Origin of the sequence: Solwaraspora sp. WMMA2080, from assembly GCF_027497395.1 — a bacterium.
Lineage (GTDB): Bacteria > Actinomycetota > Actinomycetes > Mycobacteriales > Micromonosporaceae > Micromonospora_E.
Window position 1 is genome coordinate 3203533 of sequence record NZ_CP114910.1, and the last position, 12745, is coordinate 3216277.

At 71.7% G+C, this 12745-nt stretch carries 14 protein-coding genes; 7 read left to right on the top strand and 7 right to left on the bottom strand.

Annotation, left to right across the window (positions count from 1 at the left end):
* The first annotated feature begins 2 nt into the window (after window positions 1-2).
* On the top strand, window positions 3-500 hold the full coding sequence (locus tag O7543_RS14560; RefSeq protein ID WP_278167091.1) for a MaoC/PaaZ C-terminal domain-containing protein: 498 nt from the start codon (window positions 3-5) through the stop codon (window positions 498-500).
* Window positions 501-555: 55 nt separating this feature from the next.
* Here the strand turns inward: O7543_RS14560 and O7543_RS14565 are convergent, their stop codons facing one another.
* Both O7543_RS14565 and O7543_RS14570 read right to left on the bottom strand, forming a co-directional pair.
* Entirely contained in the window at window positions 556-1152 is a 597-nt protein-coding gene (locus tag O7543_RS14565) for a PH domain-containing protein (RefSeq protein ID WP_281553328.1), read from the bottom strand.
* A gap of 95 nt (window positions 1153-1247) precedes the next feature.
* Entirely contained in the window at window positions 1248-2150 is a 903-nt protein-coding gene (locus O7543_RS14570) for a biotin--[acetyl-CoA-carboxylase] ligase (RefSeq protein WP_281553327.1), read from the bottom strand.
* 323 nt (window positions 2151-2473) lie between these two features.
* On the opposite strand from O7543_RS14570, the gene O7543_RS14575 reads away from it, so the two are divergent.
* Together O7543_RS14575 and O7543_RS14580 are read left to right on the top strand one after the other, a co-directional pair.
* On the top strand, window positions 2474-2854 hold the full coding sequence (locus tag O7543_RS14575; protein ID WP_281553326.1) for a hypothetical protein: 381 nt from the start codon (window positions 2474-2476) through the stop codon (window positions 2852-2854).
* A gap of 338 nt (window positions 2855-3192) precedes the next feature.
* Complete coding sequence (locus O7543_RS14580; RefSeq protein WP_281553325.1) at window positions 3193-4248, top strand: hypothetical protein; 1056 nt, start codon at window positions 3193-3195, stop codon at window positions 4246-4248.
* Window positions 4249-4353: 105 nt separating this feature from the next.
* On the opposite strand, the gene O7543_RS14585 is transcribed toward O7543_RS14580, so the two are convergent.
* A complete protein-coding gene (locus O7543_RS14585; RefSeq protein WP_281553324.1) occupies window positions 4354-4926 on the bottom strand; it encodes a hypothetical protein in 573 nt (190 codons plus the stop codon).
* A gap of 154 nt (window positions 4927-5080) precedes the next feature.
* On the opposite strand from O7543_RS14585, the gene O7543_RS14590 reads away from it, so the two are divergent.
* On the top strand, window positions 5081-6673 hold the full coding sequence (locus tag O7543_RS14590) for an acyl-CoA carboxylase subunit beta (protein WP_281555437.1): 1593 nt from the start codon (window positions 5081-5083) through the stop codon (window positions 6671-6673).
* 25 nt (window positions 6674-6698) lie between these two features.
* On the opposite strand, the gene O7543_RS14595 is transcribed toward O7543_RS14590, so the two are convergent.
* The 3 genes from O7543_RS14595 to O7543_RS14605 form a co-directional block, all read right to left on the bottom strand.
* On the bottom strand, window positions 6699-7427 hold the full coding sequence (locus O7543_RS14595; RefSeq protein WP_281555436.1) for a M50 family metallopeptidase: 729 nt from the start codon (window positions 7425-7427) through the stop codon (window positions 6699-6701).
* A 39-nt stretch (window positions 7428-7466) separates the two neighbouring features.
* Complete coding sequence (locus O7543_RS14600) at window positions 7467-7712, bottom strand: hypothetical protein (RefSeq protein ID WP_281553323.1); 246 nt, start codon at window positions 7710-7712, stop codon at window positions 7467-7469.
* Between the two features lie 71 nt (window positions 7713-7783).
* Entirely contained in the window at window positions 7784-10057 is a 2274-nt protein-coding gene (locus O7543_RS14605; protein ID WP_281553322.1) for a serine/threonine protein kinase, read from the bottom strand.
* Between the two features lie 173 nt (window positions 10058-10230).
* On the opposite strand from O7543_RS14605, the gene O7543_RS14610 reads away from it, so the two are divergent.
* From O7543_RS14610 to O7543_RS14620, 3 genes are read left to right on the top strand one after another with little or no spacing between them, the layout of a single operon-like run.
* Entirely contained in the window at window positions 10231-10452 is a 222-nt protein-coding gene (locus O7543_RS14610) for an acyl-CoA carboxylase subunit epsilon (RefSeq protein WP_281553321.1), read from the top strand.
* A gap of 41 nt (window positions 10453-10493) precedes the next feature.
* Window positions 10494-11138 (top strand): Maf family protein, encoded by a 645-nt coding sequence (locus O7543_RS14615; protein ID WP_281553320.1) that lies wholly within the window; start codon window positions 10494-10496, stop codon window positions 11136-11138.
* Between the two features lie 19 nt (window positions 11139-11157).
* Window positions 11158-11811 carry a class I SAM-dependent methyltransferase gene (locus O7543_RS14620; RefSeq protein ID WP_281553319.1) on the top strand — a complete coding sequence of 218 codons (654 nt, stop codon included), beginning with the start codon at window positions 11158-11160 and terminating at the stop codon, window positions 11809-11811.
* Between the two features lie 155 nt (window positions 11812-11966).
* On the opposite strand, the gene O7543_RS14625 is transcribed toward O7543_RS14620, so the two are convergent.
* A complete protein-coding gene (locus tag O7543_RS14625; protein WP_281553318.1) occupies window positions 11967-12731 on the bottom strand; it encodes an ABC transporter permease in 765 nt (254 codons plus the stop codon).
* Between the last annotated feature and the right edge of the window lie 14 nt (window positions 12732-12745).

Below are 12745 nucleotides of genomic sequence, written 5' to 3' on the forward strand. Positions count from 1 at the left end.
CCGTGCGCTCCGGCACCGGTGCTGACGCCGACCTGTTCTTCGAGGATCTCGCCCCGGGCGGTTCCTTCGACCTCGGCATCACCACCGTGGACGGCGTCGAAATGGTCAGCTTCGCCGAACGCTTCGACCCGCAGTGGTACCACGTCGAGCCGGACCTCGCCCAGGCCAGCCCGTACGGCACCGTGATCGCCAGCGGATTCTTCACCGTCAGCCTGTTCATGCGGGCGTACGTGGACGCGGTGCTGTCCCGGGCCGCCGCCGACACCTCCCCCGGCCTGGAGGAGCTGCGCTGGCTGGCCCCGGTGTACGCCGGTGACCGGCTCGCCGGGCGGCTGGACGTGCTCACCAGGAAGCTGTCCGACGCCCGGCCCGGCCTGGGCACGGTCACCCTGCTGGGGTCGTTGACCCGGCTCGACACCTACGACCGGCCGGAGCGCGAGGTGCTGCGCACCCGGTTCCGTGGCTGGTTCGCGCTACGCGGCGCCGGGCCGACGACCTGACCCGGCTGGCCAGCGAGCCAGGCCCGCTCGGCAGTGCTGGCCAGCCGTCGCCCGGTCAGCGGCCGGGCGAGGCGTTGTCCGGTCGCGCCGGGGCTGCCTGGTCCGGCCCGGTGCGTGCCTCGTCGAGAATTTCCCGCAGCTCACCGTCGCCCAGGCTGTGCAGATCGTGGTGCGCCTCGACCAGCTCGTAGAGCTGCGTCTGCACCTGACTGACCCCCGGAAGGTCGGGCAGCACGGTCTGACCGCGTTCACCTGCCGACTCGATGGTCAACGTCCCGCAGCCGAGCAGCCGCTCGTTGAACCGCTGCGTCATGGAGTGGTCGTTGACCCGGTTCAACGGGATGTCCCGGCGCTCCCGGGAGAACACCCCGTGCTGCAGCACCACCCGCTCGTTGGTGAACACGTAGTGCGTACTGCGCCAGACCGCGAACGGCCGGACGGCGAACCAGAGCACCGCGACCAGCGCAAGCGCGAGAATCACGTACCACACGACGGAGGCTGCGGTGCTCTCCGGCAGCAGCAGGAACCCGGCCACCACGGCGGCGACCGCCAGCACCGTCACCGCCACCGGCCGGACCAGCGCCTTCCAGTGCGGGTGCAGGTGCAACACGACATGCTCGTCCGCGGTGAGCATGTCTTCGGGAAATGCCACGGCAACCTCCTAGCCCGGGCCGGGCAGGGGACCCGGCCGGCGGTCCGTACACCGGCCGCCGGGGTGACCGTAGCGGTTGACCGCCACCCGTACGGTCAACCGGGCGTACCGTTTCCCGGCGCGTCGCCGGACCGCACATGCGTCACGTCCCCGGCTGCGACCGGCAGATCGCCGCCGGCTGTGCGGACCACCAGGCGACCGTCCTCGTCGACCGTGTCGACCAGCCCGGTGTGCGCCGCTCCGGACGGCAACGAGACCCGCACCTGCCGGCCCACCGTCACGCAGTGCCGCAGGTACGCCGCCCGCAGACCGGACGCGACCGGGTCGCCGCCGGCGGCCCGCCACCGCCCGTACCAGTCGGCCACCCCGCGCAGCACAGCCCGCAGCAACGGGTCCCGGTCGGTCGCCGCTGCTCCGGCCAGCTGCAGCGAGGTGGCGCGCAGGCCACTGCCGGGCGGCGGCAGCTCGTCGGCGCGCAGCGTCACGTTGAGCCCGATGCCCAGCACAACGGCCGGTCCGGCCGCCCCGTCCGGGGCCGCTTCGGCAAGGATCCCGGCGCACTTCGCCTCGTCGATCAACAGATCATTGGGCCACTTCAGCGCGGCTGGCAACTCGGCCAGCCGGGTGACCGCCTCCGCCAGCGCGACGCCGGCCAGCAGCGGCAACCAGCCGTACCGGGACCCCGGCACCGCCGGCCACGACCGGGCGGGCCGAGCCGCCGCCGGCTGCAGCAGCACGCTGACGGCGAGGCCGGCCCGCGGCGGCGAGGTCCAGTCTCGGCCGAGCCGCCCGCGCCCGGCGTGCTGCTGCTCCGCCGTGATCACCAGGCCTTCGGCGGCACCGGCTCGCGCGGCGGCGAGCACGTCCGCGTTGGTGGAGCCGGTCTGCGCCCGGACCTGCACGTCGGTCCACAGGCCGTCGGGGACGACCAGCGCGCGACGCAGACCACGCTCGTCCAACGGCGGACGGTCCAGATCGGTGTACGGTGAGCCGGCCATCCGCCCACCCTACGGCGGCACCTGGCAGCGCACCGCGTCTGCCACAGAACCAGGCATGCTCCGGGAAGGAGCATCGCGCCGCTGATACAAGGAGTCCAGCCGCCGCCTGGGGTCGTGGCGGAGACCAACGGGATCTCCCTAATTTGTGACGGTCGATTCTTGCGTCACCGATCATTGATGGTTACCGTTTCAGCACGGGGCGTGACTCTAGAACGTTCTAGGTCTCGATGGTCACCAGAGTCACTTGGCACCTGCTCGGCTGTCATGCCCCTTCGTCGACCGGATGGATCGGATGGAGAGGCGCAATGAGGAGACTGCTCGCCATGCTGGCGGTCGCCGCCACAGCCGGGGCCGCTCTGCTGGTTCCGGCAACTGCGCAGGCCGATGCCGGATCGGCGCTGGCCCTGTGCACCTCTGGCCGGTTCTGCAACTGGACCGGCACAAACTTCTCCGGCACGCTGTTCCAGGGCATCCCGCTGCCGGGTACGTCCGTCTGGTGCATCAACATGCCGGTCGGAACGCGCTCGATGAGCAACGGCACCAGCCTGACCCTGAGCGCCAACCAGAACCGCTGCGAGAACTCCGGCGGGTCGGCATCGGTGGTCGGCCCGGGGCAGGACAGGGCATCCTTCTCCTTCGTGGTCAACTCGGTGTCGTACTGCAGCGTCTGCCGCCAGCCGCGGGGAAGCATGCCGGGCGAGTAGACCGTCCAGACCGAGGATCATGGTCGCCTGCCGGCGTGGATCGCCGGCCGGCGATCCACAGCAGACAAGCGGCAGAGGATGGTCGTCCCGTGCTCGACAGGTCCCCGTCGCGGGTACGACAGCGGGCCACTGCTTGCGATCCGATGGACGCAGCTTGAAGGCACCCGTACCCTATGGGGCATGGAGAGCCGCCCGCTTGACCTACTGCTGTCGATGGCAGGAGTGGCTGGGTGAGCGCCTCGGCGATCGCCGGAACCAGCTCGGCTCCACGCGGTGGGCGCCTCCGTCGGTGGCTTTCGCTTCCCGACCGTCGTCCCGTCACGGTAGCGGCAGCGGTCGTGGTCACGGCGGTGCTCGGGGCGTTCGGCGCGGCGACCGGCTCCATGCTCGGGGCAACCACCCTGACCAATCTTCCGAGCGACACCGCGATGGTCGACCTGACCAGACGTGCCAGCGGCGTCGAGGCTCCTTCGGTCGTGCTGCGGCAGACCTCGGCACAAACAGCGGACCGGGTATTCACTGCGGTGACCTTGGACGGCAGGTGGGACGCGTCGCAGGCCCGGCAGCGCTACGCCGCCGCCGGCTGGTCGGTCTCAGAGATCGAGGTCGTACACGACCAGGCGGGCGTGGCGGACCCCGCTGCCTGGACCAGCGACTACATCCCCTCCCGTTACGACCGGTTCACCGCCGAGCATCACGGACTGGTCGTCGCGATCGCCGGCATGTCCGTCGGCGGCAAGACCACGGTCGGGGTGGACGCCTGGGCCGCAGGCTCACCAGTGCTGCGCATCCTGCTGGTCGCAGGCGTGGCGCTCGGGCTGTCCACCGGATGGCTGCTCGCGGCGGCGGTAGCACGGCGGATCCACTCGACACACCCCGCGCACCGGATCACCGTGGCTGCGCTGTCCGCCACCACCGTCCTCGTCCTCGCGGCACCCGTCGTCGCCCTGTATGTCAGCCTCGCGCACGCGATACGTCCGCACGCTCATACCGGCGGCCCGCTCCCCAGTGTGCACCACGCGCTGTCGCCCGTCCCGTACTGGCCAGCGGCACCGCCGTGGCTGCTTCCCGCCCTCAGCGCCGTCGGCGGGCTGCTCGTCATCGTCACCGTCGTGTTCGCCGCCCGGCCGCCGCCGGCCCGACTCGCCGCAGTCGGCATGCCGACTGGCGGCGTCCGCATCGCCGACGACTTCGAGGTGGCGGCGAACATGGTCAAGGACTCGATCGCCGAAGCCCGGACCGATCGCCGCGCCGCCCAGCGGTTGTTGTTCCTGTCCGCCTATCCAGACTGGACACCTGACGCGCTTGACCGGATGCGCGGTCGTCTCATCGACTCGGGCGTGCCCGCCGCCTTCCTCACCACCACCCAGCCATCCGGGCCACCGCAACCCTGACCCAGGCCCTCTCACCGAGACGCGGGTCCCGGAATCGTGGCTGCTCCGCCGCCTCCCTCCGCAGCGGAGCAGTCTTTCAGGTTGGGCCGGTGTCGCTCCGTCGCGCTACCAGTGGTCGCGCCGCTGCGGCACCGGTGCCACGCCGCGGAACGGATGCCCGGTGACGGTCGTACCGACCACCGGCACTGCTACCGGCGGGTCCATCGCGGGGACGGCCGAGTCCGACGCGGGAACGGCCCGGTCCGACGCTCGTACGGGTTGTGCGTACGCGTCCGTAGGCCGGTCGAACCAGTCAAAATCCTCGTCAGCAGCAGCCGGCGGCGCAGCAGCCGGCGGCGCGGCAGCCGGCGGCACAGCAGCAACCGACGGCACAACGACGGGCGGCACAGCGGCCACCGACGGCTCCGGCAGCACGACGGCGGGCCGACCACCCCGACGTTGGCGCGGCACGGTCACGCCGACCGTGTGGCGTCCACCGGGCGTCGCCCGGCGACGGAACAGCCCGGTACGGGTGGCCCGACGTCGCCCCCGCCCTCGACGGCGCCGATGCGGCGCGGCGTCCAGACTTCCGGCCCTGCGGCTGCCGACGGTGGCCGCCCGCGCCGGCCAGAGCGTCCGCCGCATCACCAGCAGCACCGTCAGACCGGACGCGATCAGCGCGACTCCCAACACTGTCACGTGGTGGTAACGAATCGGGCAACAGGCAGGAAACGTCGTCCCGGGGTCGATCGACCCAGGCTGGGGCCGGCCCGACGGCGGCGTACTGAGGGAAACCGCACACCGTCGGCCCCTGACCGGCGGTCGCGACGTCGATAGCATCCGCGGTGTGGGCGTGACGAGTGAGCAGTCCGGGACCGGAACCGACCTCCACAGCACCGCCGGCAAGCTGGCGGACCTGGAACGCCGGGTCGACGAGGCGGTGCATGCCGGCTCGGCCCGCGCGGTCGAGAAACAGCATGCCCGGGGCAAGAAGACCGCCCGGGAACGGATCGCGATGCTGCTCGACGAGGGTTCCTTCGTCGAGTTGGACGAGCTGGCCCGGCACCGGTCGACCAACTTCGGGTTGGAGCGCACCCGCCCGTACGGCGACGGGGTGGTCACCGGCTACGGCACCGTCGACGGCCGGCAGGTGTGCGTCTTCGCGCAGGACTTCACCGTCTTCGGCGGCTCGCTCGGCGAGGTCTTCGGCGAAAAGATCGTCAAGGTGATGGACCTCGCGATGAAGATCGGCTGCCCGGTCATCGGGATCAACGACTCCGGCGGCGCGCGCATCCAGGAGGGCGTGGTCAGCCTCGGCCTCTACGGCGACATCTTCTTCCGCAACGTCCGCGCCTCGGGCGTCATCCCGCAGATCTCCCTGGTGATGGGGCCCTGCGCGGGGGGCGCGGTGTACTCCCCGGCGGTCACCGACTTCACCGTGATGGTCGACCAGACATCGCACATGTTCATCACCGGCCCGGACGTGATCAAGACGGTCACCGGCGAGGACGTCGGCATGGAGGAGCTCGGTGGCGCCCGCACCCACAACGCCACCAGCGGAAACGCCCACTATCTGGCCACCGATGAGGAGGATGCCGTCGACTACGTCAAGGCGCTGCTGGCGTACCTGCCGAGCAACAACCTCGACGAACCGCCGACGCTGTCGGCCGACGTGGCGCCGGCCGACACCGAGACAGACCGTGAGCTGGACACCATCATCCCCGACTCGGCCAACCACCCGTACGACATGCACCGGGTGATCGAACACGTCCTGGACGACGGCGAGTTCCTGGAGGTCCAGCCGCTGTACGCGCAGAACATCGTGATCGGCTTCGGCCGCATCGAGGGCCGGCCGGTCGGGGTGGTCGCCAACCAGCCGATGCACTTCGCCGGCTGCCTGGACATCAAGGCCTCGGAGAAGGCCGCCCGGTTCGTGCGCACCTGCGACGCGTTCAACATCCCGGTGCTGACCTTCGTCGACGTGCCCGGCTTCCTGCCCGGCACCGACCAGGAGTGGGACGGGATCATCCGGCGCGGCGCGAAGCTGATCTACGCGTACGCCGAGGCGACCGTCCCGAAGGTCACCGTCATCACCCGCAAGGCGTACGGCGGCGCGTACGACGTGATGGGGTCGAAGCATCTCGGCGCGGACCTGAACTTCGCCTGGCCGACCGCGCAGATCGCGGTGATGGGCGCGCAGGGCGCGGTGAACATCCTCTACCGCGCTGAGCTGGCCGCCGCCGACGACCCGGCGGCGGTGCGGGCGCAGCGGATCGCCGAGTACGAGGAGCGGCTGGCCAACCCGTACGTGGCCGCCGAGCGCGGCTACGTCGACTCGGTCATCGCACCGTCGCAGACCCGGTTGCAGGTGGCGCGCGGGCTGCGGATGCTGCGTGGCAAGCGGGAGACCCTGCCGCCGAAGAAGCACGGCAACATCCCGCTCTGACCGGTTCGGGTCGCAGCGGTACGGGTCACCCGCCCGGTGGCGTCGGCAGGTCCAGGTCGGCCAGCCACGGGCTGGCCAGCAGCAGCGCTCCGATGAACAGCGCCGCGAGGTTGACCAGTCCGAAGAATCCCACCCAGACCAGGCCGGGCACCCGGGTCAGCCAGGCGAGCTGGTCGGCGTCCGACTCCGGCGAGCGGCCCTGGGCACGCAGCCGCTGCAGCTCACCGACCGGCCGCATCCCGCCGATCAGCAGGAACCACACCCCGGTGTACGCGAACGCGGCCTGCACCTCCGGGCCGGCGAACCACGAGACGGCGAAGACCACACCGCCGGTGGCCAGGATGGACACGATCCCGAAGAGGTTGCGGATCATCACCAGCATGGCGAGCAGCAGCGCCACGGCGATCCAGAGCAGCAGGGTGATCCGGTTGCCGCCGAGCAGCAGGGCACCGGCCAGCCCGACCAACGACGGCGCGACGTAGCCCGCCAGCAGGGTGAGGATCATGCCCAGCCCGGTCGGTCGGCCGGCCGACAGGGTCAGCCCGGAGGTGTCCGAGTGCAACCGGATCCCCTTGAGCTTGCGGCCGGTGAGCAGGGCGATCAGCGCGTGCCCGCCTTCGTGGGCGATGGTGATCGCGTTGCGGCCGATCCGCCAGGGCAGCCGGGTGAGCACCGCGGCCAGCGCGACGGCGGCGGTGATGAGCACGAGCAGTGGCGGCGGGTCGGTCTGGGCCGTGAAGAGGCGGTCCCACATTTCCGTCAGCCCGGTGATCGACACAGCCAGCGAGCCTACTCACCGCTCGCCACGCCCACCAGACCACCGTCCGCCGGCAGGCACGACCGTAGGTTCGCCACCGGCCCGCTCACTGACGGTCATGCGGTACGCGGCCACAGCGGCGAGCGTCACGGCTGTGCCGCCGGACAGCACCAGCAGTACGGGTACCAGACCGACGCTGGCGACCAGCAGGGCCGCATCGGCCAGGGCCACCAGCATCCACAGTGCAACGCTCGGCTTGGCGATCCGTCGACGGTTGACCATGTCGCACCCCTCCTTCCGTCGCGCTCCGGTTGTACCCGGAAGATCGGAAGTTCATGCGGGTAGTTCGAGGCTCAGCTTGCGGCGGGCTGGAACCTGCTCGCCATCAGCTCGAAGTAGACCAGGTCCTGCTGCCAGCGTTCGGCCGTGGTGGACCAGTAGATGGAGTACGCCTTGTCCGGCGCGGTGACGAACCCCCGGTTGCGCACCTGCAGTCGGTTGCCCTGGTTGCTGGTGTAGCGGAACTCCCAGTCGGCGGCGTCGAGGAAGTAGTCAACGGCCTCGATCCGTACCCGCTCGTAGTTGTTGTAGGTGCCCCGCCGCGCCTGCTCCTGGTTCTGCCAGTCGGCGACCGGATCCGGCTTCGGGTTGTCGGTCTGGTCGATGATGATCAGCCGGCCGAGCTGACCGTTCTCCCGAAACTCCACCCGGGTTCGTTCGCGGCTGACCGACCAGCCTTCCGGCACCGGCACCGAGAACCCGGTCTGGTCCTCGTGCAACCGCCAGCCGTCGGGCAACGGCGACTGCGGGTCCGGCGGCTGGGGCGACTCATCGCTCTGCGGCGGCACCGCCGGCACCTCGGGCGACGTCTCGGCCGCCGGCGAGCTCGGCTCGACACTCGGTTCGGCACTCGGCGCCCCGGAGGTGGGGGCCGGGGCCGACGGCGTGGCCGAGGCGGCTGGACCGGTGCCGAGCTGGCCGTCGGGCTCGTCCTCGTCGCCGGCGGCCAGCAGCGCGCCGGTCACCAGCAACGCCAGTACGACGACAGCTGCCACACCGCTGATCAGCCAGGTACGCGGCAGCTCGGTCATGGACCGGACGGCCTGCGCGGCGCGGTCGAACAGCAGGGCCGGCGCGGACCAGTTTCGCCGGTCCGACGCGCTGGCGGCAGCAGCCGCCGACCCGGGTTGTTCCTCGACCGGCGGCCGCTCGGCGGGCTCGACGACCGTCGGCTGCTCCGTCGCCGTCGGCTGCTCAGCCGCCTTGGCAGCCACTGGCTGCTCAGCCGCCTTGGCAGCCACTGGCTGCTCTGTCGCCTTCGCCGCCGTCGGCTGCTCAGCCGCCTTGGCAGGCTCGGCGGCCGGGGACCGCTCGGCCGTCTTGCCGTCCGGCGCAGTCTCCTTGCGGCCCGGCACCACCTGGGTACGCTCCGCCTGGGGCAGCACGGTGGTCTCCGACGGTGGCTCACCGGCTTTGGTCGGCAACACACTCGTCTCGGCTGCGGCTGCGGCTGCGGTCGCCGCGCCGGCAGGTTGGTCGGTCGACGGCACCACCCTGGTCGGGTCCGCCGAGTTGGTCGGGCGGGTGACCGGCGGGCCGTACTTGGCCGGGCCGGGGACGACCGGCAACGCGGACGGCAACGGGGCCACCGGCGGCGACACCGGCTCCGACGGGACCGGGGTGCGTGGCGCCCCGCCGCGCGGACCCGGCACGATCCCCGACCGGGACTCGCCGGGGCGGACCTCCCGGCTGCCGTACGGGCTGGGTCGGCGTACCCCGTCGAGCAGTGAGCGACCGCGCCGCGGACCGCGACCTGCGGCGCGGGTCAGTAGCCGCTCCGCCTCGTCGGCCTTCATCCGGGTGTACGGGTCCTTGCGCAGCAGCCCGGCCAGCACCGGCTTGAGTGGGCCGGCCCGGCGGGCGGGCGGCGGCGGCTCGGTGGCCAGCGCGGACAGCGTCGCGATGGCGGTCTGCCGGGCGTACGGCGACTGCCCCTCGACGGCCGCGTACAGCGTCGCGCCGAGCGACCACAGGTCGCCTTCCGGGCCGGCGCTGCCGGTCCGGGCCCGCTCCGGGGCGATGTACGCCGGTGAGCCCAGCACCAGCCCGGTACGGGTGACGTTGGGGTCGCCCGGCACGGTGGCCAGGCCGAAGTCGGTGAGCACCACCCGGCCGTCGTGGCCGAGCAGTACGTTGCCGGGCTTGACGTCCCGGTGCATCACCCCGGACAGGTGGGCGGACCGGAGCGCGCCGAGCACGCCGAGGCCGATCTCCGCGGCCCGGGTCGCCGGGACCGGGCCGTTCTGGGCGAGCACGTCCTGCAGCGACCGGGACGGCACGTACTCCATCACGATCCACGGGTCGCCGTCGGTGCGCAGCACGTCGAAGACGCGTACCACGTTGATGTGGTTGAGTCGGGCGATCGCCCGCGCCTCGCGCAGCGAGCGCTCCCGCATCTCGCGGCGTTCCTGGTCGGTGAGGCCCGGTGGCGGCACCAGCTCCTTGATCGCCACGTCCCGGTGCAGCACCTCGTCGCGGGCCTTCCAGACCCGGCCCATGCCGCCCTGACCGAGCGGCTCGACCAGCCGGTAACGGTCTGCAACTAGTTGCGGGGGCACAGCGGACATCCAAATGACCGTACCCGGAAGGTTTGGGTGCCACACGATCGGCACGCGGCCGGTGTGAGCCGCGCGTCATATGGTACCGGGGTGGCAACCTGACGCCGACGGTAGCGCGCCAGTAATGATCACCACTCGCCGGCCGGTCGCCGGCCGGCTGGCCCGCCGCGTACGCTCGGCCGATGAGTGACGCTGACCCGGCCTGGCGGATCGTCCGGGGCACCCCGACCGCCGAGGAACTGGCGGCGCTGGTGGGCGTGATCGTCGCCCGTACCCGTCCGGTTTCCGACAGTGGCACCGATCGGCCGGTGCCGTCGCGGTGGGCCCGCACCGCCCGACCCACGCCGGGATTCCCCGGCCGGCTCGGTCCGGACGCCTGGCGGGCCGCCGCCCTACCCCACTGATCATCGGTACCGCAGGCCCGGGCCCGGTAGCCTGACCACCCGTGGCTACCTCCCTGCGTCCGCGTCTGGTGCTCGCCTCGGCGAGCCCGGCCCGGCACAAACTGCTGCAGGCCGCCGGAATCACCCCTCAGGTGCTGGTGAGCGGCGTCGACGAGGAGTCGGTGACGCTGGACCGGGCCGACGAGTTGTGTCTGGAGCTGGCCCGGCGCAAGATGGCCGCCGTCGCCGATCGGCTCCGGACGGACCTCGCCGACGACGGCACCGACCTGCTGGTCCTCGGCTGCGACTCGGTGCTCGACTTCGACGGGGAGATCCTCGGCAAGCCCGCCGACGCCGCCGACGCGACCGCGCGGTGGCGGCGGATGCGCGGGCGGTCCGGGGTGCTGTATACCGGCCACGCGCTGACCAGTCTGGCCACCGGCGGGTGGGCCTGCGCCGCCGCCGCGACCGTGGTGCACTTCGCCGAGGTCACCGAGGACGAGGTCGCGGCGTACGTGGCGACTGGCGAGCCGCTGCAGGTGGCCGGGTCGTTCACCATCGACGGGTTGGGCGGGCCGTTCCTGGAACGAATCGAAGGTGACCACGGCACGGTGGTGGGGTTGTCACTGCCGTTGCTGCGCCGGCTGGTCAGCGAGGTCGGCTACCGGATCACGGATCTGTGGGGCGAGCCCGACACCGGACGTTAGCCGGACTAGCGTCATGCCCATGACCACCAAGACCTTGCCGATGACCGATGCCCTGCAGGCGTACGTCGTCGCCCACGGCACCCCGCCGGACGAGATCGTCAGTGACCTCATCGCCGAGACCGCCAGCACGCTGCCGGAGAACGCGCAGATGCAGGTCGCGCCGGAGCAGGCGGCGCTGATGACCCTGCTGACCCGGCTGGTGAACGCCCGCCGAGCGGTGGAGGTCGGCACTTTCACCGGGCTGTCCGCGCTGGCCATCGCCCGTGGTCTGCCGGCGGACGGGCAGTTGATCTGTCTGGACGTGTCGGAGGAGTTCACCGCGGTGGCCCGGCGCTACTGGCAGCGGGCCGGGGTCGACGGCCGGATCGACCTGCGGATCGGCCCGGCGGCCGACTCGCTGCGGGCGTTGCCGGGCGAACCGCACCTCGACCTGGCATTCATCGACGCCGACAAGATCAGCTACCCGGTCTACTGGGGTGAGCTGGTGCCCCGGATGCGGCCCGGCGGGCTGATCGTGATTGACAACGTGCTGCGGCACGGTCGGGTGCTGGACCCGCAGAGCGAAGAGGACGAGGCGATGGTCGCCTTCAACCAGCAGGTGGCCGCCGACGACCGGGTGGACGTGGTGATGCTGGCGATCGCCGACGGGCTGACCCTGGCCCGGCGCAGGTGACAGCGGCCCGGCGCAGGTGACAGCGGGCCGGCCCGGCCGGCGGTAGCCTGGAACGGCTGCCCTCTGTGCCGTTGCCGTGCGCAGAGGGCAGCCCTGTTGGCCGGGCCGACCGCCGCAGGCGCTGCGGGCGTGTCCCGTGCCGGCTGACGGACGGCCTACCGAACGCTGCGGGCGAAGGCTCGGGCCGCCCAGGTGACCGCGAGACTGGCCAGCGCCAGGGTGATCAGCAGGCCCTGCCAGACCGCGTCGTCGCCGAGGTTGCCGGCGAACAGCGCCCGGGTGCCGTCGACCGCCCAGGAGAACGGGTTCCACTGCGCCACCCGCTGCAGCCACAGCGGCGCGAAGGCCAGCGGCAGCAGGATGCCGGAGAGCAGCAGTACCGGCTGGGCCACCGTGTTCATCAGCGGGGCCAGCGCGTCCTCGCTGCGGACCAGCAACGCCACGCCGTACGACACCGCCGAGGTCATCAGCGCGATCAGGGCGAGCAGCAGGTACGCCAGCAGCAGGTTGCCCAACTGCACGGTGAGCCCGAACGGGATCGCCAGCACCGTGATGATGACGGCCTGCAGCAGCAGGGACACCACGTCGCGCAGGCTGCGGCCGAGCAGCAGGGCGAGCCGGCTGACCGGGGTGACCCGGGAGCGCTCGATCACGCCGGCGCGCAGCTCGGCGATCAGGCCGAAGCCCTGGAACAACCCGCCGAAGATGGCCAGCAGCACCAGCAGGCCGGGGACGAAGAGGCGGTAGACCTCTGCGTTGGTGGTCGCCCCCATCGGGGCCAGCGCCGGCTTGAGCAGCGGGGCGAACAGCACCAGGTACATGATCGGCTGGAACACCCCGACGAAGATCCAGACGGGGTTGCGCAGCAGCAGCAACGCCTGCCGTTGGAAGATCAGCCAGGTGTCGCGGGCGAATTTCATCGTGCGGTCTCCCT